24 protein-coding genes are annotated in these 23290 nt (G+C 60.7%); 7 read left to right on the top strand and 17 right to left on the bottom strand.

Going from position 1 to position 23290, the window contains the following annotated elements:
• Window positions 1–2 precede the first annotated feature (2 nt).
• Both fdxH and fdnI read left to right on the top strand, forming a co-directional pair.
• A complete protein-coding gene (fdxH, locus tag AC6CWS_RS09170; RefSeq protein WP_032453008.1) occupies window positions 3–887 on the top strand; it encodes a formate dehydrogenase subunit beta in 885 nt (294 codons plus the stop codon).
• The gene (gene fdnI / locus AC6CWS_RS09165) at window positions 880–1536 is read left to right on the top strand and encodes a formate dehydrogenase-N subunit gamma (RefSeq protein WP_065881640.1); all 657 of its coding nucleotides are present in this window, start codon (window positions 880–882) and stop codon (window positions 1534–1536) included. Before fdxH ends, fdnI begins: the two co-directional genes overlap by 8 nt.
• A 43-nt stretch (window positions 1537–1579) precedes the next feature.
• On the opposite strand, the gene AC6CWS_RS09160 is transcribed toward fdnI, so the two are convergent.
• The 4 genes from AC6CWS_RS09160 to AC6CWS_RS09145 form a co-directional block, all read right to left on the bottom strand.
• Window positions 1580–1903, bottom strand: a complete 324-nt coding sequence (locus tag AC6CWS_RS09160) for a CcdB family protein (protein ID WP_023289845.1) — start codon at window positions 1901–1903, stop codon at window positions 1580–1582.
• Complete coding sequence (locus AC6CWS_RS09155; RefSeq protein ID WP_044523461.1) at window positions 1903–2091, bottom strand: hypothetical protein; 189 nt, start codon at window positions 2089–2091, stop codon at window positions 1903–1905. The genes AC6CWS_RS09160 and AC6CWS_RS09155 overlap by 1 nt, the downstream gene beginning before the upstream one ends.
• 178 nt (window positions 2092–2269) lie before the next feature.
• Window positions 2270–3088, bottom strand: coding sequence for a polyphosphate kinase 2 (gene ppk2, locus AC6CWS_RS09150; RefSeq protein WP_065881642.1), 819 nt, complete (start codon window positions 3086–3088; stop codon window positions 2270–2272).
• Between the two features lie 86 nt (window positions 3089–3174).
• Entirely contained in the window at window positions 3175–3612 is a 438-nt protein-coding gene (locus AC6CWS_RS09145; RefSeq protein WP_023289842.1) for a VOC family protein, read from the bottom strand.
• Between the two features lie 277 nt (window positions 3613–3889).
• Here AC6CWS_RS09145 and araJ point away from each other — a divergent pair, with 277 nt between their 5' ends.
• The gene (gene araJ / locus AC6CWS_RS09140; protein WP_065881644.1) at window positions 3890–5044 is read left to right on the top strand and encodes an MFS transporter AraJ; all 1155 of its coding nucleotides are present in this window, start codon (window positions 3890–3892) and stop codon (window positions 5042–5044) included.
• A 6-nt stretch (window positions 5045–5050) separates the two neighbouring features.
• Here araJ and AC6CWS_RS09135 read toward each other — a convergent pair whose 3' ends face one another.
• From AC6CWS_RS09135 to adhP, 7 genes are all read right to left on the bottom strand, one after another.
• A complete protein-coding gene (locus tag AC6CWS_RS09135; RefSeq protein WP_065881645.1) occupies window positions 5051–6142 on the bottom strand; it encodes an alkylhydroperoxidase domain protein in 1092 nt (363 codons plus the stop codon).
• A gap of 9 nt (window positions 6143–6151) precedes the next feature.
• Window positions 6152–7138, bottom strand: coding sequence for a putative FMN-dependent luciferase-like monooxygenase (locus AC6CWS_RS09130; RefSeq protein WP_065881647.1), 987 nt, complete (start codon window positions 7136–7138; stop codon window positions 6152–6154).
• Window positions 7138–8754: a dipeptide ABC transporter ATP-binding protein gene (locus tag AC6CWS_RS09125; protein ID WP_080901586.1), complete on the bottom strand. Its 1617-nt coding sequence runs from the start codon at window positions 8752–8754 to the stop codon at window positions 7138–7140. Before AC6CWS_RS09125 ends, AC6CWS_RS09130 begins: the two co-directional genes overlap by 1 nt.
• A complete protein-coding gene (locus tag AC6CWS_RS09120; RefSeq protein WP_050533438.1) occupies window positions 8751–9599 on the bottom strand; it encodes an ABC transporter permease in 849 nt (282 codons plus the stop codon). Before AC6CWS_RS09120 ends, AC6CWS_RS09125 begins: the two co-directional genes overlap by 4 nt.
• On the bottom strand, window positions 9596–10540 hold the full coding sequence (locus AC6CWS_RS09115) for an ABC transporter permease (RefSeq protein ID WP_023289836.1): 945 nt from the start codon (window positions 10538–10540) through the stop codon (window positions 9596–9598). The genes AC6CWS_RS09120 and AC6CWS_RS09115 overlap by 4 nt, the downstream gene beginning before the upstream one ends.
• 10 nt (window positions 10541–10550) lie before the next feature.
• Window positions 10551–12173, bottom strand: coding sequence for a TIGR04028 family ABC transporter substrate-binding protein (locus AC6CWS_RS09110; protein WP_032452998.1), 1623 nt, complete (start codon window positions 12171–12173; stop codon window positions 10551–10553).
• Between the two features lie 171 nt (window positions 12174–12344).
• A complete protein-coding gene (gene adhP, locus AC6CWS_RS09105; RefSeq protein ID WP_065881651.1) occupies window positions 12345–13355 on the bottom strand; it encodes an alcohol dehydrogenase AdhP in 1011 nt (336 codons plus the stop codon).
• Between the two features lie 253 nt (window positions 13356–13608).
• On the opposite strand from adhP, the gene AC6CWS_RS09100 reads away from it, so the two are divergent.
• Both AC6CWS_RS09100 and AC6CWS_RS09095 read left to right on the top strand, forming a co-directional pair.
• Complete coding sequence (locus AC6CWS_RS09100; protein ID WP_032452997.1) at window positions 13609–14208, top strand: inorganic diphosphatase; 600 nt, start codon at window positions 13609–13611, stop codon at window positions 14206–14208.
• Between the two features lie 122 nt (window positions 14209–14330).
• On the top strand, window positions 14331–15284 hold the full coding sequence (locus AC6CWS_RS09095) for a bifunctional helix-turn-helix transcriptional regulator/GNAT family N-acetyltransferase (protein ID WP_065881652.1): 954 nt from the start codon (window positions 14331–14333) through the stop codon (window positions 15282–15284).
• 35 nt (window positions 15285–15319) lie between these two features.
• Here AC6CWS_RS09095 and AC6CWS_RS09090 read toward each other — a convergent pair whose 3' ends face one another.
• The gene (locus AC6CWS_RS09090; RefSeq protein WP_065881654.1) at window positions 15320–17032 is read right to left on the bottom strand and encodes an ABC-F family ATP-binding cassette domain-containing protein; all 1713 of its coding nucleotides are present in this window, start codon (window positions 17030–17032) and stop codon (window positions 15320–15322) included.
• A gap of 522 nt (window positions 17033–17554) precedes the next feature.
• A complete protein-coding gene (locus tag AC6CWS_RS09085; protein WP_004202648.1) occupies window positions 17555–19252 on the bottom strand; it encodes an NAD-dependent malic enzyme in 1698 nt (565 codons plus the stop codon).
• Window positions 19253–19330: 78 nt separating this feature from the next.
• On the opposite strand from AC6CWS_RS09085, the gene AC6CWS_RS09080 reads away from it, so the two are divergent.
• Window positions 19331–19438, top strand: a complete 108-nt coding sequence (locus AC6CWS_RS09080) for a hypothetical protein (RefSeq protein WP_032425875.1) — start codon at window positions 19331–19333, stop codon at window positions 19436–19438.
• Here AC6CWS_RS09080 and sra read toward each other — a convergent pair.
• Window positions 19435–19575: a stationary-phase-induced ribosome-associated protein gene (gene sra, locus AC6CWS_RS09075; protein WP_012541615.1), complete on the bottom strand. Its 141-nt coding sequence runs from the start codon at window positions 19573–19575 to the stop codon at window positions 19435–19437. The two genes, AC6CWS_RS09080 and sra, sit on opposite strands and share 4 nt — an antisense overlap.
• A gap of 177 nt (window positions 19576–19752) precedes the next feature.
• Window positions 19753–20604 carry a Vmh family MBL fold metallo-hydrolase gene (locus AC6CWS_RS09070; protein WP_032429164.1) on the bottom strand — a complete coding sequence of 284 codons (852 nt, stop codon included), beginning with the start codon at window positions 20602–20604 and terminating at the stop codon, window positions 19753–19755.
• A gap of 114 nt (window positions 20605–20718) precedes the next feature.
• Between AC6CWS_RS09070 and AC6CWS_RS09065 the strand changes: the two genes are divergently transcribed.
• Window positions 20719–21612: a LysR family transcriptional regulator gene (locus AC6CWS_RS09065; protein WP_065881656.1), complete on the top strand. Its 894-nt coding sequence runs from the start codon at window positions 20719–20721 to the stop codon at window positions 21610–21612.
• Between the two features lie 67 nt (window positions 21613–21679).
• Here the strand turns inward: AC6CWS_RS09065 and AC6CWS_RS09060 are convergent, their stop codons facing one another.
• Window positions 21680–21925: a YmjA family protein gene (locus tag AC6CWS_RS09060; RefSeq protein ID WP_048335843.1), complete on the bottom strand. Its 246-nt coding sequence runs from the start codon at window positions 21923–21925 to the stop codon at window positions 21680–21682.
• Between the two features lie 189 nt (window positions 21926–22114).
• Window positions 22115–23029: an SDR family oxidoreductase gene (locus AC6CWS_RS09055; RefSeq protein WP_023289828.1), complete on the bottom strand. Its 915-nt coding sequence runs from the start codon at window positions 23027–23029 to the stop codon at window positions 22115–22117.
• Window positions 23030–23290 lie beyond the last annotated feature (261 nt).

The raw sequence follows: 23290 nt of genomic DNA, 5'->3' as shown, positions 1-23290 counted from the left end.
CAATGGCGATGGAAACACAAGACATTATTAAACGCTCCGCGACCAACCCGATCACGCCCGCGCCGCGCGCGCGGGACCATAAGGCGGAAGTCGCCAAGCTTATCGATGTCTCCTCCTGCGTGGGCTGTAAAGCCTGCCAGGTGGCCTGCTCCGAGTGGAACGACATCCGCGATGAGGTGGGGCACTGCGTCGGGGTGTACGACAACCCGGCGGATCTCAGCGCTAAATCCTGGACGGTGATGCGCTTTAGCGAGACCGAACAGAACGGCAAACTGGAGTGGCTTATCCGTAAGGATGGTTGTATGCACTGCGAAGAGCCGGGCTGCCTGAAGGCCTGCCCGTCCGCCGGGGCGATTATTCAGTACGCCAACGGCATCGTCGATTTCCAGCAGGAAAACTGCATCGGCTGCGGCTACTGCATTGCCGGCTGTCCGTTTAACGTCCCGCGTCTCAATAAAGAGGATAACCGGGTCTATAAATGCACCCTGTGCGTGGACCGGGTCAGCGTCGGTCAGGAACCGGCGTGCGTGAAAACCTGTCCGACCGGCGCGATCCACTTCGGTACGAAGAAAGAGATGCTGGAGGTGGCCGAGGAGCGGGTGGCTAAGCTGAAAAAACGCGGCTATGCCAGGGCCGGGATTTACAACCCGCAGGGCGTCGGCGGCACCCATGTGATGTACGTCCTGCATCATGCCGACCAGCCCGAGCTTTATCACAAGCTGCCTGCTGCGCCGAAGATTGATACCTCGGTGGAGCTGTGGAAAGGGATCCTGAAGCCGCTGTCGGCGGCGGGCTTTATCGCTACCTTTGCCGGGCTTATCTATCACTACATCGGTATCGGGCCAAATAAGGAAGTTGACGACGACGAGGAGGAGCATGATGAGTAAATCGAAGATGATAGTGCGCACGACCTTTATCGATCGTGCCTGTCACTGGACGGTGGTGATCGCTTTCTTCCTCGTGGCGCTATCGGGTATTTCGTTTTTCTTCCCGACCCTGCAGTGGCTGACGGAAACCTTCGGTACCCCGCAGATGGGGCGTATTCTGCACCCCTTCTTCGGAGTGCTGATTTTTATCGCCCTGATGTTTATGTTCTTGCGTTTTGTCCATCACAACATCCCTGATAAACAGGATATCCCCTGGCTGAAAGGCATTGTGGAGGTGCTGAAAGGCAACGAGCATAAAGTGGCGCGGGTCGGTAAATATAACGCCGGGCAAAAGATGATGTTCTGGACCATCATGAGCATGATTTTTGTGCTGCTGGTGACCGGCGTGATTATCTGGCGTCCCTGGTTTGCCCACTATTTCCCGATTCAGGTGATTCGCTACAGCCTGTTAATTCACGCGACGTCGGCCATTATTCTGATCCACGCGATCCTTATCCATATGTATATGGCGTTCTGGGTGAAGGGGTCGATTAAGGGGATGATTGAAGGCAAGGTCAGCCGCCGTTGGGCGAAGAAACATCACCCGCGCTGGTATCGCGATGTGGAACGTCTGGAGGCGATCAAAGAGAGTCGCGAAGGGATGAAGTAAGCCGTCTGGCCAGGAGGCCCGCTCCAGTTTTGCTGGAGCGGGTTTATGTGTTAGTGATTAATGCGTCCATCGCTGATATCACGGTCGTTCTTTCTTTAGCCAAATTGCAGATAAAATATTTTTTATCCAGCCTTTGCTTTGCCACGCTGGTGATTGCCGGCGTGTTGATGAACAGTTTCTCAAACTCCATATTAATAACCGGGGCGGCAGCATGATAATGGCCGGTCAAATGAGAATGATAGCTCAGCGGCACAATTAAACGTGTACCAAGGTCATTAAAATAATCATGTTGGATTACCATTAAATAAGGTTGAAACGCATTGGTTCTCGATGATGGATTACGAAAGATATCAAATTGTGCCGCCATTAAATCCCTCCGAAAAAAGGATCCTCTGACAACAACCCTGCACGGGCAGTGAACTCATTCAGTGCCTTAATGAATTCCTGGTCTTTTCGGCGTTTGTCCGCATCGACGATGGTAAGTGCCTGGTTTTGCGGGTTAACCGTTGTTGTACGATCGCGAGTCTGTGACTTGTTAACGGCATTCTGTTTCATTATCTGCTCCTTGTTGTTGGCGAGCTGATTATCACGCGGTGCGCGATGAAAAGAAATACCTGGTTCGGATTTGTTTTTTATTTTGCGAAGCAACTTCCAGAGGAAAGCAACCGCATGAAATATTCATGGTTATGGTAATAAACCCGGCGCTGGCGTTAGCCAGCGCGGCGGGAAATAATCAGAACTTCTCCGGAATAAAGCGGAAGGGGAAATTGGTCTGTTTCATTTTGCCCATTTTGCGCTTCGGCAGCGTGACATGCTCCACTGGCAAGGCTTCGTAGGGGATCTGTGACAGCAGGTGGGTGATGATATTCAGACGCACCCGCTTTTTATCTTCGGAGCGGGCGACGAACCACGGCGCCCAGGCGGTGTCGGTGGCGGCGAACATGGCGTCGCGGGCAGCGGTATATTCATCCCAGCGGTTGAAAGACTTGATGTCCATCGGCGAGAGCTTCCAGATCTTGCGCCCGTCGTCGATGCGATCCCGCAGGCGCCGCTCCTGCTCCTGCGGCGAGACCTCCAGCCAGTACTTGAGCAGGATAATGCCCGACTCGACCATGCCGCGCTCCACCATCGGCGCGCCGTCGAGGAACTTCTGCACTTCCTCCGGGGTACAAAAGCCCATCACCCGTTCGACGCCGGCGCGGTTATACCAGCTGCGATCGAAAATCACGATTTCGCCAGCCGCCGGGAGGTGCTTGATATAGCGCTGAAAATAGAGCTGACTTTTCTCGCGTTCGGTGGGCGAGGGTAAGGCGACGACCCGGAAGATCCGCGGACTGACGCGCTCGGTGATCGCCTTAATCGTGCCGCCTTTGCCGGCGCCGTCCCGGCCTTCAAAGACGATGCACACCTTCAGCCCTTTATGCACCACCCAGCGCTGCAGTTTTACCAGCTCAACGTGGAGCTTGCGCAGCGCCTTCTCGTACGCTTTATTGTCGAGCGGGGCGATCTTCACCGCCGCTTCGACAGGATGACCGCTTTTCTTATTACCCATCGCCATGCTCCGTGTTGCCGAGGTATCCCTTTGAAGTGTAATCCTTCACTGGCGTGGCGGTGGAAAATATTCGCGCCCGGGACGGGCTAGCTGACGTTCCCCGCGGCAATGACTTCCAGCCCCACCCGCTGCCCCCATGACAGCTCCAGGGTGTTACCGTCCGGGTCGGCAAAGAAAGCGAAATAGCCCACAGGATCGCCCAGCTGCTCCGGTTCCCGGCGCAGAACGCCTTCCCGCCGCGCCTGGGCGACCTTCTCATCGATCTCCGCCTGGGTGGCGCAGGCGACGCCGAGATGGCCGAACGGACCCAGCGGCGTGTCGGCAGGGTCATCACTTTGCACCAGCACCAGGGCGAAAGGTCGGGTGCGATCGCTGAGCCACGCCACTTTACGCGCCGAGGGGAGGTTGGGTTCGCGCTGGTGAATAACGGTCATCGCCGTGTAGCGGGTATAAAAATCGATGCTGCTGGCCAGACAGCGGACGGTAAAGGCGACATGGGTAAAGCCAACATCAACATTTTGCATGGATGATTCTCCCGAGGTGAACGATGTCTCGACTTTACAACCTCAAGTTAACTTGAGATCAATCCACAATGTGTCCCTGCGTGCCCACCAATTTTTACAGGGAATTATCCACCGCCCGGCGCCTCTGCCGCCAGCAGGACCGCCATGGTGGCGCTGGCGAGCGCATGAACGAATCAGGCCGTTGTATGGAGGATACTGCCGTCGGGCGTTTTTAGCTGGTGTGGCGAGGCGGGATGGTCAATAATGCCGGCCGTCTCTCAATACCCCTATAAGATGTATGAAAAAAACGATTTTTTCACTGGCGCTGGGCACTTTCGGACTCGGCATGGCGGAATTTGGCATTATGGGCGTGCTGCCGGACATGGCGCGCGATGTCGGGATTTCAATCCCCGCCGCCGGCAATATGATTGCCTGGTATGCCTTCGGCGTGGTGATCGGCGCGCCGATCATGGCGTTGCTCTCCAGTCGGTTTTCGTTGAAATCGGTGATGCTGTTTCTCGCCGCCCTGTGCATTCTCGGCAATACCCTGTTTACCTTCTCCAGCAGCTACGCCATGCTGGCGCTTGGCCGGCTGGTTTCCGGGTTTCCCCACGGGGCTTTCTTCGGCGTGGGGGCGATCATCCTGTCGAAAATCGCGCCGCCGGGGAGGGTGACCGCCGCGGTGGCGGGGATGATCGGCGGTATGACGGTGGCTAACCTGGTGGGCGTTCCCGGGGGCACATGGCTTGGGCATCATTTTAGCTGGCGCTATACCTTCGCGCTTATCGCGGTGTTTAACATCGCGGTGTTTATGGCCATCTTCTGCTGGGTCCCTACGCTGTATGATCGGGCCACCACCCGGCTGCGCGAGCAGTTCCGTTTCCTCGCTTCCCCGGCGCCGTGGCTGATTTTTGCCGCCACCATGTTCGGCAACGCCGGGGTGTTCGCGTGGTTCAGCTATATCAAGCCCTTTATGCTCAACGTTTCCGGCTTTGCCGAAAGCCGGATGATGCTGATTATGATGCTGGCGGGGCTGGGCATGGTGGTCGGCAACCTGTTCAGCGGCAAAATTTCCGGGCGCTACAGTCCGCTGCGCATCGCGGCCATCACCGACGGGGCGATCGCTGTGACGCTGCTGCTGATCTTTGCCTTCGGGGAGCATAAAATCGCTTCGCTGACGCTGGCGTTTTTCTGCTGTGCCGGACTGTTCGCCCTGTCGGCGCCGCTGCAGATCCTGTTGCTACAGAACGCCAAAGGCGGCGAGATGCTGGGGGCGGCAGGGGGGCAGATCGCCTTTAACCTCGGGAGCGCCATCGGCGCCTTCTGCGGCGGAATGATGATTGCCCAGGGCTTCGGCTGGAACAGCGTGGCGCTCCCCGCCGCCACGCTGTCGTTTCTGGCGATGAGCGCCTTGCTCATCTACGGCCGCCATCAACGCCGACAGGCTTGCTAACGATGCTTACTCACGCCAGGGCTCGCCGAGCGTCAGCATCAGCCGGTTGGCCCAGGCGAAAAAGGCTGCTGACTGCAGCAGATCCAGCTGGGCCAGAGTATCTAAGCCCTGTTCATCAAGCGCTGCCAGATGGCTGGCATTCAGCGCGGGCGGCGTCACCGATAGCGCGGCGGCGGCGTCGATTTCCGCCTGCCAGCGCGGCGACTGCCCGCCGCGCAGATCCTCTCCCGGCGTCACTGCCAGCAGCGTGTCGACGGCAGTCTCGTCCTTCGCCAGCTGCGCCGCTTTGCGGGCATGCACCGAGGCGCAGTAAATACAGCCGTTGATTTTACTGGCCACCGTGGCGGCCAGTTCACGTTCGGCGCGCGGCAATCCCCCCGGGGTATAGAAAATGCCTTTATCGGTCAGCGTCCGCTGCTCCAGCACCGGCTGGTTGCGCGCCAGCAGGCGGAAGTAGGGCGAATCGCTATGGCCATATTTGGCCAGAATCGCCTGTTCTTCAGCGCTAAATTCCGCCAACGGTTTATCCGCCAGCCAGGGTTCCCAGTGCAGCTCCTCGCGGGTGAAGCGCACCGGGGCCTCTTTGCCGCTCTGCGCGTGCGGGGTGGTGTGCCAGTACCCGGCCACCACCGGCGTGTCGGCGCTGACGATGGGCTGGTGGTTGAGCGCCCGCAGACCCAGCAGCAGGCGGCTCTGGAAGCTGACAAAGGCCACCAGCTGCGCCAGGGTGACGATGCCCCGCAGGCTCCAGCCCGCGTTTGTCAGAACCTGCAGCGCGCCGGGTGTCGCTTCGACGGGGGTGAAGGTCAGCAGGCGGGCAAAGGCCAGCGCCGGAACCAGACGATCCGTGGTCGGATCGGCCAGGCCGAAGCCGGCATAGTGCGCCGCCAGCGCGTCCGCCTGATGGAGCTTCGCCACCTTTGCCGCCACCGCGAAGCGTTCATCGAGGGGAAAATCGGCGTCCTGCTGGCTGAACAGCACTTCATAACTTCCCTGCGCATGTCGGGTAGCGGCATCGCGGACTGCGCGCGCCTGGTCGAGCGGGGAACCGGCGGCGATCTCCGCCAGTTCGGCCAGAATATCCTGACTCAGCGTCATGGTGACTCCTTATCTGATGTGGGGGGCAATATGCTGAGCGATCAGCTCAATGGAACGCAGCGTATCCCGGTGCGAAGGCTCCACCGAGTGCACCTGGAACGAAACATCGGTGGCGCGGGCCAGCACGCTGTCCTGCGCCAGGGAGGCAATAACATGCTCAGGATCGCCCACGTGGGCATCCAGCTGTTGCAGATAGTCAGTGACACTGTCACCTTCTATCAGATGACCCGCAGCCCGGTACTGTGCAGCCTGCTTGCGCAGGCCGGGTTCGGCGATCTGCAGGGCGTTGGCGTGACTGTCGGCGACGAAGGCGGTGCGCGAAGCGAGGATCCGCGGCGCAACGCCGTCCGGCAGCGCCGCCAGGTAGGCGTCGACGATCGGGTTCTGAATGGCGTCCAGCGGCAGGCGCGGCTCACCGGGCGGCCGGGGCTGCGTGCGCGACAGCATCAGCCCGTGCCCCGCCTGACCGGCGCGGATGGCGCCTTCCACCGAGAAGGTGGCGATCCAGATGCGCGCCGCCAGCTGCGGCGCGGGCGGATAGAGACGGTTGTCCGGGTGGCTGAGGGTGTCGCCGCGCCAGGCGCTGTGGATCAGGTGCAGATGGTCGGCAAACACCGCCCCGCGCTGCTCGCTGGTCAGGCCGAAGGGCAGAAACGACGTTGGCGTGCCGCCGGAACCAAATCCCACCTCCAGACGCCCGTCGGTGAGTAAATCCAGCACCGCCGCGTCTTCGGCGACGCGCAGCGGATTTTCCATGGGCAACGTGATAATCGCTGTGCCGAGGCGAATGCGGTCCGTCTGCGCCGCCACGTGGGCGAGAAACACCAGCGGGGAAGGCAGGCCGCCTTCCTGTTCATGAAAATGGTGCTGGGCAATCCATGCGCTGTCGAAGCCGACGCGCTCCGCGTGGCGGATCTGTTCGGCCGCCAGCCGGTAGCGCGTTTGTGCGGAGCCCTGATCGAGCAGACGGGTAAAAAAGCCGAGGCGTTTAGGCATTATGCGTTCTCCATGTGGGCCTGTGCCAGGCGTGGGGAAACCTGGGGAATGGCGGCGATCAGTTCGCGGGTGTAGGCCTGCTGCGGGGCGGCGAACAGGCGCCCAACGTCGCCATGCTCCACCACCTGGCCGGCGCGCAGCACTGTGACGCTGTCGGCAATCCGCCTCACCGTCGCCAGATCGTGGGTAATGAACAGGTAGCTCAGACCAAGCTGCTGCTGTAGCTGCTGCAGCAGGGCGAGGATCTGCGCCTGAACGGTGACGTCGAGCGCCGAGGTCGCTTCGTCAAGAACCAGTATCGCCGGCTCGAGGATCAGTGCCCGGGCAATCGCCACCCGCTGCCGCTGGCCGCCGGAAAGCTCCCGCGGCGTCCGCGACAGTAGCTCCGGGGCCAGCGCCACCCGGGCGGCGACGCTCTCCACACGCTGGCGACGCGTCGCCGCGCTGAGGCGCTCAAAGTTTTTTAACGGCTCTTCGATAATAGCAAACAGCGTCTGGCGCGGGTCGAGCGAAGCAAAGGGGTTCTGGTAGACGAACTGGATTTTGCGCCGCAGCTGACGCTGCGCCTCCCGGCTGAGATGCCCGGCGTCAATACCGTCGATGGTCACCTGTCCGGCGTCGGCGCGCTCGAAGCCCAGCAGGATCCGCGCCAGGGTGGTTTTCCCGGAGCCGGATTCGCCCACCAGCGCATGGGTGCAGCCGCGTTTGACCTCAAAGCTGACGCTGTCGAGCGCCTGCAGGGCCTGTTTGCCCAGCGAGAAGCGTTTGCTGATCCCTTCGACGCGAATGGCCGGCGTGGCCAGCGGACGGTGACGATCCGCCGTCAGCCTCAGCGGCGCGTCCTGCAGATCGTGGAGCAACTGGCGAGTGTAAGGGTGCTGCGGACGCCGGACAATCGCCTCGGTGGCACCCTGTTCCTGAATCTCGCCCTGGCGAAACACCATGATCCGGTCGGCGCGTTCGGCGGCCAGCGCCAGATCGTGAGTGACAAACAGCACGGCGGTTCCCGACTCGCGCCGCAGGATGTCGAGCAGATCGAGAATGCGCTTTTGCACCGTAACGTCGAGGGCGCTGGTGGGCTCGTCGGCAATAATCAGATCCGGCTGCAGGGCGATGGCGATGGCGATCAGCACCCGCTGTTTCATCCCGCCCGACAGCTGATGCGGGTACTGGTCAAAACGCTGTTCCGGGTGGCTGAGCCCGACTTTAGCGAGCAGGTTGAGAACCTGCTGCCGGCGTTCGGCGGCGGAAAGGGACTGATGCAGCCGCAGGATCTCTTCCACTTGCTGACCAATGGTTTTTACCGGATTAAGCGAATTGCCGGGGTCCTGCGGCACCAGGCTGATGCTCACCCCGCGCAGGCGGTTCAGGCGTTTTGCCGACCAGTCGCTAATCACTTCGCCATTGAGGATAATCCGCCCGGCGTCGCGGCGGGCGTTATCCGCCAGCAGGCCGATAATGGCCTGCGCGGTAGTGGTTTTCCCCGAGCCGGATTCACCGACGAAGGCCAACATTTCGCCGCGCTGAATGGAAAAGCTGACGTTATGCACCACTTCGCGCCATTCGCCCCGCGACCGGTAGCTGATGCGCAGATCTTCAACAGAGAGAACGTTCATGGGCGTACTCCACTCCACTGGCGGCTAAGACGATTGGCGGCCAGGACCACCGCGACCACGGCGAGGCCGGGGAAGGTGGTCAGCCACCAGGCGGTCGACAGGTAATTACGACCTTCGGCGATCAGTAATCCCCACTCCGGGACCGGCGGCGGGGTGCCGTAGCCAAGGAAGCTGAGGGTGGCCAGCGCCAGCATCGCCTGACCAAACTGCAGCGTGGCGAAGGCGAGTACCGCGGTGAGCGAGTTGGGCAGGATATGACGCCAGAAGATGGCGAGAAAGGTGCCGCCGCTGCCCCGGGCCGCCTCGACGTAATCACTGTGGCGCACGCGCACCACCTCCGCCCGCGCCAGGCGCGCGAAGCTGGCGATGGCCGCCACGCCGACCGCCACCGCCGCATTCACCGTGCCAAAACCCAGCAGAATGATCACCGTCAGCTGCAGCAGCAGGGAAGGGATAGCCAGCAGGACATCCACCAGGCGCATGATGGTTGATTCCACGCGGCCGGCCAGCGCCCCGGCGAGGGTGCCAAGGGCGGTGCCCACCACCAGACCGATGGCGACGGCGATCAGCGCCGCCGACAGAGAATGTACCGCGCCGTAAACCACCCGCGTCCACAGGTCGCGGCCCAGCTGGTCGGTACCCAGCCAGTGGTGCGCCTGCGGCGCCAGGCGCTGAGCGCCGGGGATCCCTTCCAGCGGGTTAGCGGAGGTAAACCACTGTGGGGCAAGGGCCATTAACAGGGCGGTGATCATCACCGCCCACGCCAGCCACAGGCCTGGCTGCAGACGCACTTTGCGCCACTCCGGGCGGCGGCGAACCGCGATGGCATAGTCGACCAGGCTCATTTCGCACCTCCGGTCTGTAATTGGAGTCGGGGATCCAGCCGCGGCATGACCAGGTCGACCAGCAGGTTGATCAGGACGAAACCGAGAGCCGAAATCATCACCACCGCCTGCAGCACGGCGATATCCTGGTTATTCACCGCCTGCTGGGTCAGCTGGCCGAGGCCGCTGCGGCCGAAGACGGTCTCGGTGATCAGCGCCCCGGCAATCAGCTCGCCCAGCAGCAGCCCGGCTATATTCAGCGCCGGCAGCAGGGCGTTACCCATCACATGGCGCCAGAGGACGCCGGTCTCGCTCATTCCCTTGGCGCGGGCGACCGCGACGAAGGGCTGAACCGCCACCTGATCCATGCTGCGCATCAGGATCTGCGCCAGCGGGGCGGAGATGGGCAGCGCGACGGCGATAACCGGTAAAATCAGCCCCTCCAGCGGACCGGGGTTGATCACCGGGATCCAGCGCAGCTGAAACGAAAAGAGCTGGATCAGGGCGATACCCAGCCAGAAGGTGGGCAACGAGATAAACAGCACCGGCAGCGACTGCAGGAGGTTGCTGAGCCAGCGCAGCCCCGGCAGACGTGAGGCGAAAGCGAGGGCAAACGCCAGGATCACGGCCAGCAGGAAGGCCGGCAGGGCGAGGCTTAAGGTATCCGGCAGGTTGCTGGCAATCAGGCTACTGACCGCCAGACCCGCCTGCAGGGAATAGCCAAAGTCGCCGTGCAGCATCGCCAGCAGCGTGTGCAGGTACTGGCGCCACAGCGGGCTGTCGGCGCCGTAGGCCAGCCGCATGTCGGCGATTTGCGCCGGGCTCAGACCGAGGTCCGGGTTCTGAAACTTGATCAGCACCGCATCCCCCGGCAGCACCTGCAGCAGGAAAAAGGTGAGGGTAAACGCCGCCCACAGGACCAGCAGCCCCTGGCCGAACCGTCGCAGAAGATAAGCGCTCATATCCGGCCTCTTAGTGTTTATCCAGCCAGGCGCCGTAGAACGACGGACGCCCGACGGCTTCGAAGCTGACGCCTTTCACCCACGGCGCGCCGGCGAACACCTGCGGCTCTTCGAAAATGGGGATCACATAGGCGTTATCGATCAGATAGCGCTGGGCATCGCCGGTTAACTGCAGGCGCTGCTGCGGCTCCACCGCCGCGGAGATGCCGGTCAGCAGGTCGTTCAGCTTATCATCGCGGAAGTGCTGCACTTTATCGCTGGAGCCGCCTTTCTGCAGCAGCGCGTCACGGTTGTTAGGAAAGAACATGCTTTTTACTACATCCGGGTCGGCGCGGCCCACTTCCGAGACGGTGAGCGGGGTTTTCTGCGGGTCGAGGTTGTCGAGCGTACGGCTGCCAGCGTCCCCGGCTTTGACCGTTAACGCTACCCCCACCTGGCGCCATTGCTGGGCGATCAGCTGCAGCACTTCTTTATTCTGCGGCTGGGGGAGCGACTCATAGACCGTCAGCGCCAGCCGCTGCCCGTCTTTGCTGCGAATGCCGTCGGCGGCGGGTTTCCAGCCGGCCTCATCCAGCAACTGCCGGGCTTTGGCCTGGTCGAAGGTAAGCTTATCGCTCAGATTGACATAGCCGGCGGCGGAGCTGGCCAGCACGGAGGTGGCTTGCGGGTAGTTAGCGGAGAACAGCGTCTCCACCACCTGCCGGGCGTTGGTGGCATGGAGCAGGGCCTGGCGCACCCGCAGGTCGGCGACCAGTGGGTTATCCGGGCGGAAGCTGAGGCTGTCGTTGACCCCGCGGGTAGGCGCGGCGTAGACCGTAAATCCCTGATCGGTCGCCTGCTTTTCATCGTAGGCCTGCACCTGGCGAATAAAGCCCGCCTGGCCCGCCAGCAGCGCGCCGATGCGCACGCTGTCTTCCGGGGTGACAATATAGGTGATGCCGTCGAGGTTAGCGGGGCCCTGCTGGGCGATGTTTTTCGGCCCCCACTGATAATCCTTGCGCGCCACCAGCGTCAGCTCGCGGCCCGGTTTTTCATCCTGCACCACGAAGGGACCGGAGCCGATGATGTGCCGGGCATCGCCCAGCTCCTCGAAATTGCGCTGCAGGGTGCTGAGGGAGACCAGGCCGGAGCCGATGGTGGCGGTCCCCTGCAGGAAGCCCGGCGACGGCTTGTTGAAGTAGAATTTCACCGTCAGCGGGTCGATCACTTCGCTGCGCTGGTAGTTATTGATCACCTCCGAGACGGGCAGGCGATGGGCTTTATCCCCCAGCCCATAGGTGTCGAAGTTTTTGGCGACCGCGGCGGCGTCCAGCGGCGTGCCATCCGAGAAGGTGACCCCTTTTCGCAGGTGGAAAGTGTACTCGGTTTTATCGGCATTGCTGGTCCAGCTTTCGGCGATCCACGGCTCAATCTCCAGCGTTTTCGGGTTCTGCCAGGTCAGCTTGTCGGTGATCTGATTGAGTATGCCGCCATTGGGATAAAAGCCGCCGGCGGGTGGATAGAGATTGGTGTGCGGTTGCTGCTCCAGATAAATCAAGGTACCGCCTTTAACCGGCGTGTCGGCGGCCCAGACGGAAAAGGCGCCGGAGAGAAACAGCGCGGCCAGCGCGGGCAGGCGAAAATGACGATGCATGGTGAATTCCTTTGTTATCTATTGTGTTGCCATCATCGGGCGCGGCTAAAAACAAAGGAACCAAGGAATTGCGCTAAGCATTTGCGGAAATTGCATTTACTTTACGCGGCGGGAAGCGAGGGGAAGCGCGAAAGGAGAAGCGCCTCGCCCGGGCGGGAGAGGCGCTGGCGATTAGCTACGCAGATCGATAACCATACGGCCGCGGATCTGACCTTGCTCCATCTCTTTGAAGATGGCATTGATATCTTCCAGCGGACGCAGGGTGACTTTCGGCACCACTTTGCCTTCGGCGGCGAACTGGAACGCTTCCACCAGATCCTGACGGGTGCCGACCAGCGAGCCGACCACCTCGATACCGTCGAGTACCAGACGTGGAATATCGAGGCTCATCGCCTCTGGCGGCAGGCCTACCGCCACCACGCGGCCGCCGGCGCGAACGGCATCCACCGCCGAGTTAAAGGCCGCTTTGGCCACCGCGGTCACCACCGCAGCGTGGGCGCCGCCGGTTTTTTCCTGAATCACTTTCGCCGCATCTTCATTGCGCGAGTTGATGGTCAGGTCAGCGCCCATCGACGCCGCCAGCTCCAGCTGGCCGTCGTTGACGTCGATAGCGATCACTTTGGCGTTAAAGACATTCTTGGCATACTGCAGCGCCAGGTTGCCCAGCCCGCCGAGGCCGTAGATAGCGATCCACTGGCCCGGCTTGATGTGGGAGACCTTAACGGCTTTGTAGGTGGTGACCCCAGCGCAGGTAATGCTGCTGGCGGCGGCGGAGTCGAGGCCGTCCGGGACTTTAACCGCGTAGTTGGCGGTGACGATGCACTCTTCCGCCATGCCGCCGTCGACGGTATAGCCAGCGTTTTTCACCGAGCGGCACAGCGTCTCGTTGCCGCTGTTACAGTAATCGCAGTGGCCACAGCCTTCGAAGAACCACGCCACGCTGGCGCGATCGCCCGGCTTCAGGGAGGTGACGCCAGGGCCGACTTGTTGTACTACCCCGATCCCTTCATGACCGAGGATAACGCCGGTTTTATCGCCAAAATCGCCGTTTTTCACGTGCAGGTCAGTATGACACACGCCGCAGCATTCCATTTTCAACAGCGCTTCGCCGTATTCCAGCGGGCGCAGCGTTTTTTCCGTAACGTTAACCTGATGGTCGTGAGTAACAACAGCTGCCTTCATGCCTGTCTCCTTGAGAGGGGATTGATTAATTTTATTAATGCAATATTACCCAATAAGGATTAGACGCTATGGAGAAAAAAACAAGGCGCTTTAGTACAGGATGTGGTTTTTTGCTACAGTCGTAGCACAAAATTCAGACAATACCTCTAATTTTGGTAGGTAATAATAGTGTCACGGAATGGTCATGTTTTCTTCATCACCCAACTCTATTGTTTTGCGCATCAATTTCTTATAACAACAGAGTGATACAACAATGCATCTGGTCAAAACGCTCCTCACCGCCGGTCTGCTTTTTTCCGCCGCCGCGCAGGCTCACAATGTGCTGGAATTCCCGCAGCCGGAAAACAATCCGGAAGAGTTTTACGCGGTCACCGAGATCCCGGCAGGCGGGATCATTAAGTATGAAACCGACGCTAAAACGGGGTTTATCGTCGCCGACCGCTTTCAGTCGATGCCGGTGGCTTACCCGGCGAACTACGGTTCGTTAACCCAGTCGCTGGCCGGGGATGGCGACCCGCTGGACGTGGTGTTTTACACCCGCGCGCCGATGGCCCCGGGCACGCTGATTAAGCTGCGGCCGATCGGCGTTCTTAAGATGATAGACGGCGGTGAGAAAGACGACAAAATCATCGCCGTCCCGGCCAGTAAAATTGATCCGACCTATGACGACATTCTGACCATCACCGATCTGCCGAAAATCGAGCAGCAGCGGCTGGAGGCCTTCTTCCGGGTCTACAAAGAACTACCAGAGGGGCGGAAAAAGGTCGAGCTGGCCGGTTTTAATGATGCGGCCGCCGCGAAGCAGGAGATCAAATCGGCCTGGGAGGCCTGGAAGGCGAAGAACCCGCAATAATACTTATCGCGGGCGCCATCATCCGATACGCTACCTTGCCATGCTGGATAGTTTATCCTCTTGACGCGGCCTGAAGTAAATGGTTGTATTATACAACTACCTGCTTCACTGGACGCCTCACTATGTCTGACACGCCTTTAATCCAACAAATTCGAACGGCCTCGCGATTAATGGTGCGCGAGCTGGGTTTTATGAACACCACGCTGGCCGCCACCCACTATTCACCCTCGGCGGTGCATACCCTGCTGGAGGTGTCGGTCAGGGGGACGATAACCGCCGCGCAGCTGGTCACATTGCTCGGGCTGGAAAAATCGAGCGTCAGCCGGATGGTCGCCCGTCTGCTGGCCGCCGGAGAGCTGGAGGAGCGCCCCTGCGCGGAGGACGCGCGGTCTAAATCGCTGGCGCTGACCGCGAAAGGGCACGACACGGTGGCAACGATTAACGCCTACGGTACCCGCCGGGTGGTGGAGGCGTTAGCGCATCTCGATGAGACGCAGCAGCGGACCGTCGCCAGCGGACTGGCGGCCTATGCTCAGGCGCTGGCGCAGTGTCGGGATGCTGCGCTTGCGGAAACGACGCCGCAAATTTCGCTGGTGACCGGCTATCAGCCGGGGGCGATCGGCCGGATAGCCCAGATGCACGGGGAGTATTACGCCAGGCACCATGATTTCGGCGCTTTTTTTGAAGGTAAGGTTGCCAGCGGCGTCGCGGAATTCGCCACCCGGCTTTCCTCGCCGGTCAACCAGATCTGGCTGGCGATGCGCGAGGGGAAGATTGTCGGTTCGGTGGCGATCGATGGCGAGGATCTCGGCCAGCAGCAGGCGCATCTGCGCTGGTTCATTCTCGATGACAGCTGCCGGGGAGCCGGCATTGGCAGGCGGCTGCTCAGTGAGGCGATGGCTTTCTGCGACAGTCGTCAGTTCAGCTCCGTTCAGCTGTGGACGTTCAAAGGTCTGGATGCGGCCCGCAAACTGTACGAGTCCTTTGGCTTCACGTTAACCCGCGAATGGCAGGGGGACCAGTGGGGAAAGATGATGACCGAGCAGCAGTTTACCCGGCCAGGAAACGCCGGCTAAGGGCGTGGTGCCTTAGCCGGCGGGGAGTGCGAAGATTACGCCAGCTGGTTAAGCAGCCGGGCGATCTCCTCTCGCCACTGGGTCTGCAGCGAGGGCTTTTGATGTTTCGGCTTACGGGCCATATCGTCCGCCAGCCATTGCTCCAGGGCTATCAGGCGCGTCAGCAGCGCCTCTTCATCATCAGCCGCGAGTGACGGCTCCTGGGATGAGGAGGCCGCCGTCAGGGTGGGGGTCTGCGCCTGCAGACGGGCATAGACCTCCTCCAGACTGTGCCACTCCGTTAACCCGGCGCTGTCGATCAGCCAGAAGCGGTTACAGCTTTCGCTAATAAGCTGGCGGTCATGACTGACCAGCAGCACGCCGCCGGGATAGTCGCGGAGCGTCTGCGCCAGCGCCGCTTTGCCCTCCATATCCAGATGGTTGGTGGGTTCATCCAGCAGCAGCAGGCTGTAGCGCGCCAGCGACAGGCCGACGAACAGCAGCCGCGACCGCTCGCCGCCGCTGAGGGTGCAGACCTTCTGTCCATGCCTCGCCCAGCCAAACCCGGCGGCGATCAACGCCCGTTTACGGGTGTCCGCCGACGGGGCGAACGGCGTCAGGGCGTCGAGCAGGCTGGCCTCGTCCGGCAACTGCGCCAGGGTCTGGTCGTAGTACCCGGGGTGAAGCCGGGGGTGCAGACGCAGCCCCGGAAGCGGCGATGCGTCGTTCATCTGCTGCCACAGCAGGCGCAGCAAGGACGATTTACCGCCGCCGTTGCGGCCCATGATGGCCACGCGATCGCCGCTGCGCAGTCGCGCCACGCCGGTGGTGAACAGGGCCGGCAGTCCCGGCGCGGGAGCCACCGGCAGCCTGTCCATCTCCAGCAGGCGGTCCGCCGGCAGGGCGTCCCCCTGCAACACCAGGCGCCACGGCGGGCCGATGCTGAGCTCGGTCTGCTCGTCTTTCAGGCGGGCGACCTGCTTCTCCATCTGTTTGGCTTTGCGGGCGAGATCTTCGTTGTCATACACCCGCCCCCAGGTGGCCAGCCGCCGGGCGCTGGCGCTGACCCGGTCGATCTCTTTTTGCTCCGCCTTATGACGTAACGCGGCGCTCTCATCCTGCTCCTGCAGTGCCTGACGGGCAGCGCTGCAGGGCAAGGCGAAGCTGTGCAGCGTCTGGTCGCGGAGGATCCAACTGGCATTAGTTACAGCATCCAGTAAAGCGTTGTCGTGTGACACCAGCACGAAGCTCCCCTGCCAGGTCTGCAAGAAGCTTTCCAGCCACAGCAGGGTGGGCAGATCGAGATGGTTGCCGGGCTCATCCAGCAGCAGCAGGTCAGGCTGGCGGATCAGCGCCCGGGCCAGCAGCAGGCGCGTATGCTGCCCGCCGCTCAGGGTGCTGGTTTGCTGCTCCATGACCGCCGGCGTGAAGCCCATCTGCGCCAGCAGGCGTTCGGCCAGCCAGCGCTGTGCTTCCCGCGCGTCGACGGGTAACGGGGCCAGCACCGCCTGCAGCAGCGACTGCGAACGCAGCGCCTCCGGCAGATGCTGTTCAACGCGGGCCATCAGACACTGACCGGCGAGTGAGACGCTGCCCGAGGTGGGCGCGAGGGTGCCGTCCAGCACCTGCAGCAGGGTGCTTTTGCCGCAACCGTTATGGCCGATGAGACCGATACGGTCGCCTTTCTTCAGGGTGAAGGAGAGGGTATTAAACAGCGGCCCGAAGGCAGTCTCCACGTGGAGCGCATGGGCAGTTAGTAATGTACTCATAGTCAACTTACTCAAGAGTTACAGGCATGCGAATGCCTCGTCAAAACTCGCTGACGATAACCCGGTAAGCCGGAGAGAAGGGATTCTGTGAAGGGTCTTCGCTCAAGCCAAAGTTATCGCAGCACGATACCGATAACGCTTGAGCTGGCGCCATTGCCTAAGGCATGTGAAACAATAAACATTTCACAATACAGCATGGGGGGCCTCCTTTTATATTCAGTAAGTGAATGGGTGATGGCAGTGTAGTGGGGAAAGGAAAAGCGCGCCAGTGACAAAACTGGCAGGGTGTGGAGAAGCGTCGGATATCGATTGTCCCGTCCCGCGCGGCTGCAGTTTCTGCCTGCGGATCGTCTGCTAGGGGGCAGAGGCCATGATTTTGCGTGGCACAAGGCGCGCGGCAAATGCTATCTGGTTTCTATTTTTACGATAAATGAATATGGGCGAAAAAGGCGTTTCTGTGGCGGGGAATATTATCCGGACGCTATTAATAACCGGGCCGATCGTGCGGCCCGGTGAGCGCGATTAAATTGAGGTGCGGCGGTAATTACGATATTCCGGCAGCCAGAAATTATCGCTGATGGACTGCAGCAGCGCTTCCGCGGACGTTTTCACCGCCACGCCCTGCTCCTGAGCCACCTTACCGACCGCGAAGGCGATCGCCCGCGAGACGGTCTGGATATCCTTCAACTCCGGCAGTACCGGGCCTTCGCCGTTGTTCACCAGCGGCGAGTGTTTCGCCAGGGTTTCGCTGGCGGCCATCAGCATCTCGTCGGTGACCCGCGACGCGCCGGAGGCGATCACCCCCAGACCAATGCCCGGGAAGATATAGGAGTTGTTGCACTGGGCGATGGGATACTGTTTGCCTTTCACGGTGACCGGGGCAAACGGACTGCCGGTGGCGACCAGCGCCTCGCCGTCGGTCCAGCTCAGGATATTCTGCGGCGTGGCTTCCACCCGTGACGTTGGGTTGGAGAGCGGCATCACGATCGGCCGCGGGCAATGCTTGTGCATCTCGCGGATAATCTCTTCCGTGAACAGCCCCGGCTGACCCGAAACGCCGATCAGGATGTTCGGTTTCACGTTGCGCACCACGTCCAGCAGGGACAGGACATCGTTAGTGGTATCCCAGCCCTGCAGATGTTCACGCTTCTGCACCAGCTTGTTCTGGAACGGCAGCAGATTAGGCATGCCGTCGGTTAACAGGCCGAAGCGGTCAACCATAAATACGCGCTGGCGGGCCTCTTCTTCACTGAGTCCTTCGCGGACGATCTGGGCGATAATTTGCTCGGCGATGCCGCAGCCGGCGGAGCCCGCCCCGAGGAAGACGATTTTCTGTTCGCTCAGCTGGCTGCCGGCGCCGCGGCTGGCGGCGATCAGCGTCCCGACGGTGACCGCCGCGGTGCCCTGAATATCGTCGTTAAAGGAGCAGATCTCATTGCGGTAGCGGTTGAGCAGCGGCATGGCGTTCTTCTGCGCAAAGTCTTCAAACTGCAGCAGTACGTCCGGCCAGCGGGCTTTAATCGCCTGGATCACATCGTCAACGAACTGATAGTACTCGTCGTCGGTAATACGCGGATGACGCCAGCCCATATACAGCGGATCGTCCAGCAGCTGCTGGTTGTTTGTCCCGACGTCCAGCACGATGGGCAGGGTGTAAGCCGGGCTGATGCCGCCGCAGGTGGTGTACAGCGACAGTTTACCGATCGGGATCCCCATCCCGCCGATCCCCTGGTCGCCGAGGCCGAGGATACGCTCGCCATCGGTCACCACAATCACTTTGACATTATGGTTCGGGACGTTTTGCAGAATGTCGTCAAGGTTATGGCGATTCTGGTAGGAGATAAAGACGCCGCGGGCGCGACGGTAAATCTCGGAGAAACGTTCGCAGGCGGCGCCCACCGTCGGGGTATAGATAACCGGCATCATCTCTTCGAGATGGTTGCCAATCAGGCGATAGAAAAGGGTCTCGTTGGTGTCCTGGATATTACGCAGGTAAATGTGTTTGTCGATTTCTGTTTTGAATCCCTGATACTGGATCCAGGCGCGTTCCGCTTGCTCTTCGATGGTTTCAACCACTTCCGGCAGCAGGCCAAGCAGGTTGAAACTGCTGCGCTCTTCCATACTGAAGGCGCTGCCCTTGTTGAGCAGAGGGAATTCAAGCAGAACGGGGCCCGCGTAGGGGATGTACAGGGAACGGTTTTTCTTATGGGTAAATTGCATCGCACTAACTCCTTGATCGTGTCCACAGTCCCGGCGCGGCGATAAGCGAAGGGCGGGTGGAAAAGCAGCGGGCAGAGTATAGAGCAGAAGGTCTTCAAGCGGGTAAACAAGCCGTCAATTGCCATAAAAAAACACCATCCTGGCAACAGGACGGTGTTGTTTATCATCACTCAGGCTGAAAATTAACCACCGCGGCGTTTGCGGCCGGTAGCATGGATATGGTTGAGGGTGGTTTCTTCATCGCCTTCCAGCACCACTTTTTTCTGCTGGGAAAGCTTGTAGTTCAGACCGAGAAGATGACGTGCCTGATGGTTCGATTTCATTCTGACTCCTTTATCCTGTTCTGGTTTCAAGGGCAAACCCGGTGGTGACCGGATGAAATGTAACCCAAAGTTGGCCGCACGTTTTTTATGCGGCCTCAGGTAGGGTGGTCCATTTTCAGGGCAATAGCAACCTTAGCGCGCCAGATTAAGAACAGTCTCCCTCGCGCAGCGCCGGCATTACCACTTCATCTCGCCGGTGTTAACTTTGGCGCTAAGCTCCAGCGAGCTGGTTTCCGCCAGCCCCGGCCACTGCGTCTCCATGGCCTTGATCACCCCGGCGGAATCCTTATGTGTCTTCAGCGCCTGCTCAAACTGCTGGAGGTAGGTTTTTGTAAAGCGCACCGCGCTGTCACCCTCCGGCGGTGTGCCGAGGTAATGCCCCGGGATCACCTGCTGCGGGTGCAGGGCAATCATCTGCTCCAGCGTAGTGCGCCACTGCTGGCGACTGGCGGGCGTCTGGGTGTCGGCGGTCCAGAGATGCATGCCCCACGCCACGCCGGTGCCGCCGAGGATCGTTTTGTTCGCCCGGATCCAAACGAACGCCGCGTAGTCATGCGGCTGCATAATCGTCACTGTTTCGCCATCGATGGTAAAGCTGTTGGCTTTCAGCGCCTGCGGGACGTATACCTGCGTCGGCGCGCCGTCTTTCATCTGCGGGCCCCAGTACGCCAGCTTTGCCGCTTTGGTGGCTTCAATATGTTTAACCACTTCCGGCGTGGCGACCACTTCCGCCTGCGGGAAGGCTTTCACCAGCGGCTCAAGGCCAAAGTAGAAGTCAGGATCGCCGGAGGTGATCACAATCCGCGACAGCGGTTTGCCGTTTTTCTTGATCATGTCCACCAGCTTTTCGCCGTCTTTGACGCTGAACTGGGCGTCAAACAGCACCGCTTCATGCGGGCCGGAAACGAGGGTGGAGTTGACGGCAAAAATACCTTTCTCCTGAGGGTTGTAAGTCTGCAGCGTCAGCGGCGCCGCGAAGACCGCGCCGCTGAACAGGGCGGTGGCAATAGCAAGGGCAGATAATTTCATCATTTATTCTCAGTCACAGGGGAATGCGTAGCATTGTACGGATTTCACTATTTGATAGAATTCCTGAAATAAGAGATGCTGAGTTTCATAAATCGTGCAGATGAAGGAGGCGTGATGGACAGGGTGATTGCGGCGCAGGTATATCTGCGGATTTGCGAACTGGGAAGCCTCAGCGCCGCGGCGCGCGCGCTGGGGATGTCGCGCCCGATGGTCAGCCGCTATCTGGAACAGATGGAGAGCTGGGCCGGCGCCCGGCTGATCCATCGCTCAACCCGGCGGCTGACGCTGACCCCGGCGGGGGAGAAGGTGTTGCTCAAGACCCGCGGGTTGACGCGGATCGCCGATGAAATCGCCGGCGAGCGCCAGCGGGCCGACCCCAGCGGCACGCTGCGGGTGGCGTGCGCGCATTTTACCGCGATGCAGCTGATCTCCCCGCTGCTGCCGGACTTTCTCGCTCGCTATCCGCTGTTGCGCCTGGAGCTGGATATCAATAACCATCCGGTCAGCCTGATCGGCGAGCGCATCGACGTGGCCATTCGCATTACCGATAATCCGGAGGCCGGGGCTATCGCTCGCCGTCTCGGCGTGTGCCGGTCGCTACTCTGCGCTGCGCCGCGCTGGCTCCGCCAGCATGGTCCGCTGACGACGCTTGACGATCTGCAACAGCATAACTGCCTGTTATACAGCCATTTTGCCGGCCAGCGCTGGCAGTTCAGCGATGCGCAGGGCCAGGAGGCGTCGGTGGCGGTGAACGGTAATCTGAGCGCGGGGATCTCTTCCTTGCTGCTGGAGTCGGCGGTCGCCGGGTGCGGCATCGCGATGCTCCCCGAACTGGAGGCGCGGGGTGCGATTGCCAGCGGCGCGCTGGAGGTGGTGCTGCCTGACTGGACGCCGAAGGCGCTGAGCGTTTACGGCATCTATCTTTCACGCGACTATCAGCCCGATGGGCTGCCGCTGTTTCTGGATGCGCTGCAGCGACGTCTGGGGGAGACGCTCGCCGATGCCTGAGCAGCGGCGTCGCCTTCAGCGGCAACACCGGCGGGCGGCGGCCCTGCCGGTGAGCTGACGATGAGACTTACTCGTTGCCCCACTGATTGAGGAAGTTAGCGATATCGTCAATACGGCGCTCGTCAATGGCCGCCTCGCGGGCCATCTCCTGCTGCGCTTCTTCGTCGATCTCTTCGTTATGGGTTAACCGCGCAATCAGCAGCTGAAAATAGCGCGCCAGCGCATCGCGTTCCTCATCCTTAACCGGGGCAGCCGCTTCGGTCTCGTATTCGTCCACGATGTCATAAAATTTCAGGGGGATGTCATTACTCATCTGTCGTCCTCAGGATTGGCGTCAGGGCCGGGGTTAGCGCACAGCGGCGGGCGAGTATCATAGCATGCAGCCGGTAGGCTGCAGGAGAGGAAAAATCGCCGCGCCGGCGAGGCGAGAGAGCAGATACCGATCCCCGGGGGCGAAGGGTAAAACCGGCGCGCGATGTCGCACGCCGGTCTGCCGGGAGGCTTAGACTACCCCGTCCCCACCGTCAGAGCACCAAACCTGGCCGGAGGTATAAGAGCAGGCATCGGATGCCAGGGTGACGTACAGCGGGGCGATCTCGACCGGCTGTCCCGGACGCCCCATCGGCGTGTCTTTCCCGAACTGTTTCACTTTCTCGTCCGGCTGACCGCCGCTGGACTGCAGTACCGTCCAGTAAGGGCCTGGCGCCACGGCGTTAACGCGAATGCCGCGTTTTGCCACCTGTTTGGCCAGCGATTTGGTGAAGATCGCCAGGCAGGCTTTGGTCTGGGCGTAATCGAGCAGGATCGGACTGGGTTTATAGGCCTGCACCGAGGTGGTGTTGATGATCGCGCTCCCGGCCTGGAGATGGGGCAGCGCGGCGCGGGTGATCCAGAACGGCGCGTAGACATTGGTTTTAAAGGTGGCGTCAAAGTCTTCGGTGGTGAGCTCCTCGAGAGTCTCACAATATTGCTGACGCCCGGCGTTATTGACCAGGATGCTCAGGCCACCCAGCTGTTCCACCGCGTCGGCCACCAGCGACTGACAAAAGGACTCGGAGCGAATATCCCCCGGCAGGGCTACCGCGGTGCGGCCTTCGGCTTTAATCAGGGCGATGACTTCATCGGCATCCTCTTGCTCTTCCGGCAGATAGCTTATGGCGACATCGGCCCCTTCGCGGGCAAAGGCGATCGCCACCGCGCGGCCAATGCCGGAGTCACCGCCGGTAATGAGCGCTTTCTTACCGGCCAGCCGCCCGGTGCCGGTGTAGCTGGTTTCCCCATGGTCCGGTGACGGCTCCATTTCAGCATCCAGACCCGGCGGGTTTTGTTCTTGCTCCGGGAACTCCGGACGTGGAGCCGTCTCTTCTGGCAACATGGAGGTGGGTAATTTCTTCATTGGCGGTTTTTCATCTTGCATAGTCATCTCCTTCAGACAGAACGGGCCAGCTGTAAGGATAGGTCAGGTTCCCCCATCGCCAGACCCCGGGTGACTCGCCCATGGCCAGTGAATGCCCGGGAAAAGAGGCACTGTTATTCCTTAACCGACTGATCCCCGGCGTATTTAAGTGAATAGCGCTGCGTTAATATCGCTGGGGTTAAATTAGGATTATTCCATCAATATTTAACGTGGCTGGGCTATTTTTCTCCCCGGGAAAAATTTTTTAAAGACGGAGAGGAA

It is taken from the genome of Klebsiella sp. M041, assembly GCF_059759695.1.
The sequence above is the reverse complement of the archived record's forward strand: the minus strand, read 5'-3'. Positions and strand labels throughout refer to the sequence as shown.

Excerpts from the sequence above, each read along its gene's own strand:
- fdxH (WP_032453008.1), top strand. The coding sequence starts at position 3 with ATGGCGATGGAAACACAAGACATTATTAAACGCTCCGCGACCAACCCG.
- fdnI (WP_065881640.1), top strand. The coding sequence starts at position 880 with ATGAGTAAATCGAAGATGATAGTGCGCACGACCTTTATCGATCGTGCC.
- AC6CWS_RS09160 (WP_023289845.1), bottom strand. The coding sequence starts at position 1,903 with ATGGCGGCACAATTTGATATCTTTCGTAATCCATCATCGAGAACCAAT.
- AC6CWS_RS09155 (WP_044523461.1), bottom strand. The coding sequence starts at position 2,091 with ATGAAACAGAATGCCGTTAACAAGTCACAGACTCGCGATCGTACAACA.
- ppk2 (WP_065881642.1), bottom strand. The coding sequence starts at position 3,088 with ATGGGTAATAAGAAAAGCGGTCATCCTGTCGAAGCGGCGGTGAAGATC.
- AC6CWS_RS09145 (WP_023289842.1), bottom strand. The coding sequence starts at position 3,612 with ATGCAAAATGTTGATGTTGGCTTTACCCATGTCGCCTTTACCGTCCGC.
- araJ (WP_065881644.1), top strand. The coding sequence starts at position 3,890 with ATGAAAAAAACGATTTTTTCACTGGCGCTGGGCACTTTCGGACTCGGC.
- AC6CWS_RS09135 (WP_065881645.1), bottom strand. The coding sequence starts at position 6,142 with ATGACGCTGAGTCAGGATATTCTGGCCGAACTGGCGGAGATCGCCGCC.
- AC6CWS_RS09130 (WP_065881647.1), bottom strand. The coding sequence starts at position 7,138 with ATGCCTAAACGCCTCGGCTTTTTTACCCGTCTGCTCGATCAGGGCTCC.
- AC6CWS_RS09125 (WP_080901586.1), bottom strand. The coding sequence starts at position 8,754 with ATGAACGTTCTCTCTGTTGAAGATCTGCGCATCAGCTACCGGTCGCGG.
- AC6CWS_RS09120 (WP_050533438.1), bottom strand. The coding sequence starts at position 9,599 with ATGAGCCTGGTCGACTATGCCATCGCGGTTCGCCGCCGCCCGGAGTGG.
- AC6CWS_RS09115 (WP_023289836.1), bottom strand. The coding sequence starts at position 10,540 with ATGAGCGCTTATCTTCTGCGACGGTTCGGCCAGGGGCTGCTGGTCCTG.
- AC6CWS_RS09110 (WP_032452998.1), bottom strand. The coding sequence starts at position 12,173 with ATGCATCGTCATTTTCGCCTGCCCGCGCTGGCCGCGCTGTTTCTCTCC.
- adhP (WP_065881651.1), bottom strand. The coding sequence starts at position 13,355 with ATGAAGGCAGCTGTTGTTACTCACGACCATCAGGTTAACGTTACGGAA.
- AC6CWS_RS09100 (WP_032452997.1), top strand. The coding sequence starts at position 13,609 with ATGCATCTGGTCAAAACGCTCCTCACCGCCGGTCTGCTTTTTTCCGCC.
- AC6CWS_RS09095 (WP_065881652.1), top strand. The coding sequence starts at position 14,331 with ATGTCTGACACGCCTTTAATCCAACAAATTCGAACGGCCTCGCGATTA.
- AC6CWS_RS09090 (WP_065881654.1), bottom strand. The coding sequence starts at position 17,032 with ATGAGTACATTACTAACTGCCCATGCGCTCCACGTGGAGACTGCCTTC.
- AC6CWS_RS09085 (WP_004202648.1), bottom strand. The coding sequence starts at position 19,252 with ATGCAATTTACCCATAAGAAAAACCGTTCCCTGTACATCCCCTACGCG.
- sra (WP_012541615.1), bottom strand. The coding sequence starts at position 19,575 with ATGAAATCGAACCATCAGGCACGTCATCTTCTCGGTCTGAACTACAAG.
- AC6CWS_RS09070 (WP_032429164.1), bottom strand. The coding sequence starts at position 20,604 with ATGAAATTATCTGCCCTTGCTATTGCCACCGCCCTGTTCAGCGGCGCG.
- AC6CWS_RS09065 (WP_065881656.1), top strand. The coding sequence starts at position 20,719 with ATGGACAGGGTGATTGCGGCGCAGGTATATCTGCGGATTTGCGAACTG.
- AC6CWS_RS09060 (WP_048335843.1), bottom strand. The coding sequence starts at position 21,925 with ATGAGTAATGACATCCCCCTGAAATTTTATGACATCGTGGACGAATAC.
- AC6CWS_RS09055 (WP_023289828.1), bottom strand. The coding sequence starts at position 23,029 with ATGCAAGATGAAAAACCGCCAATGAAGAAATTACCCACCTCCATGTTG.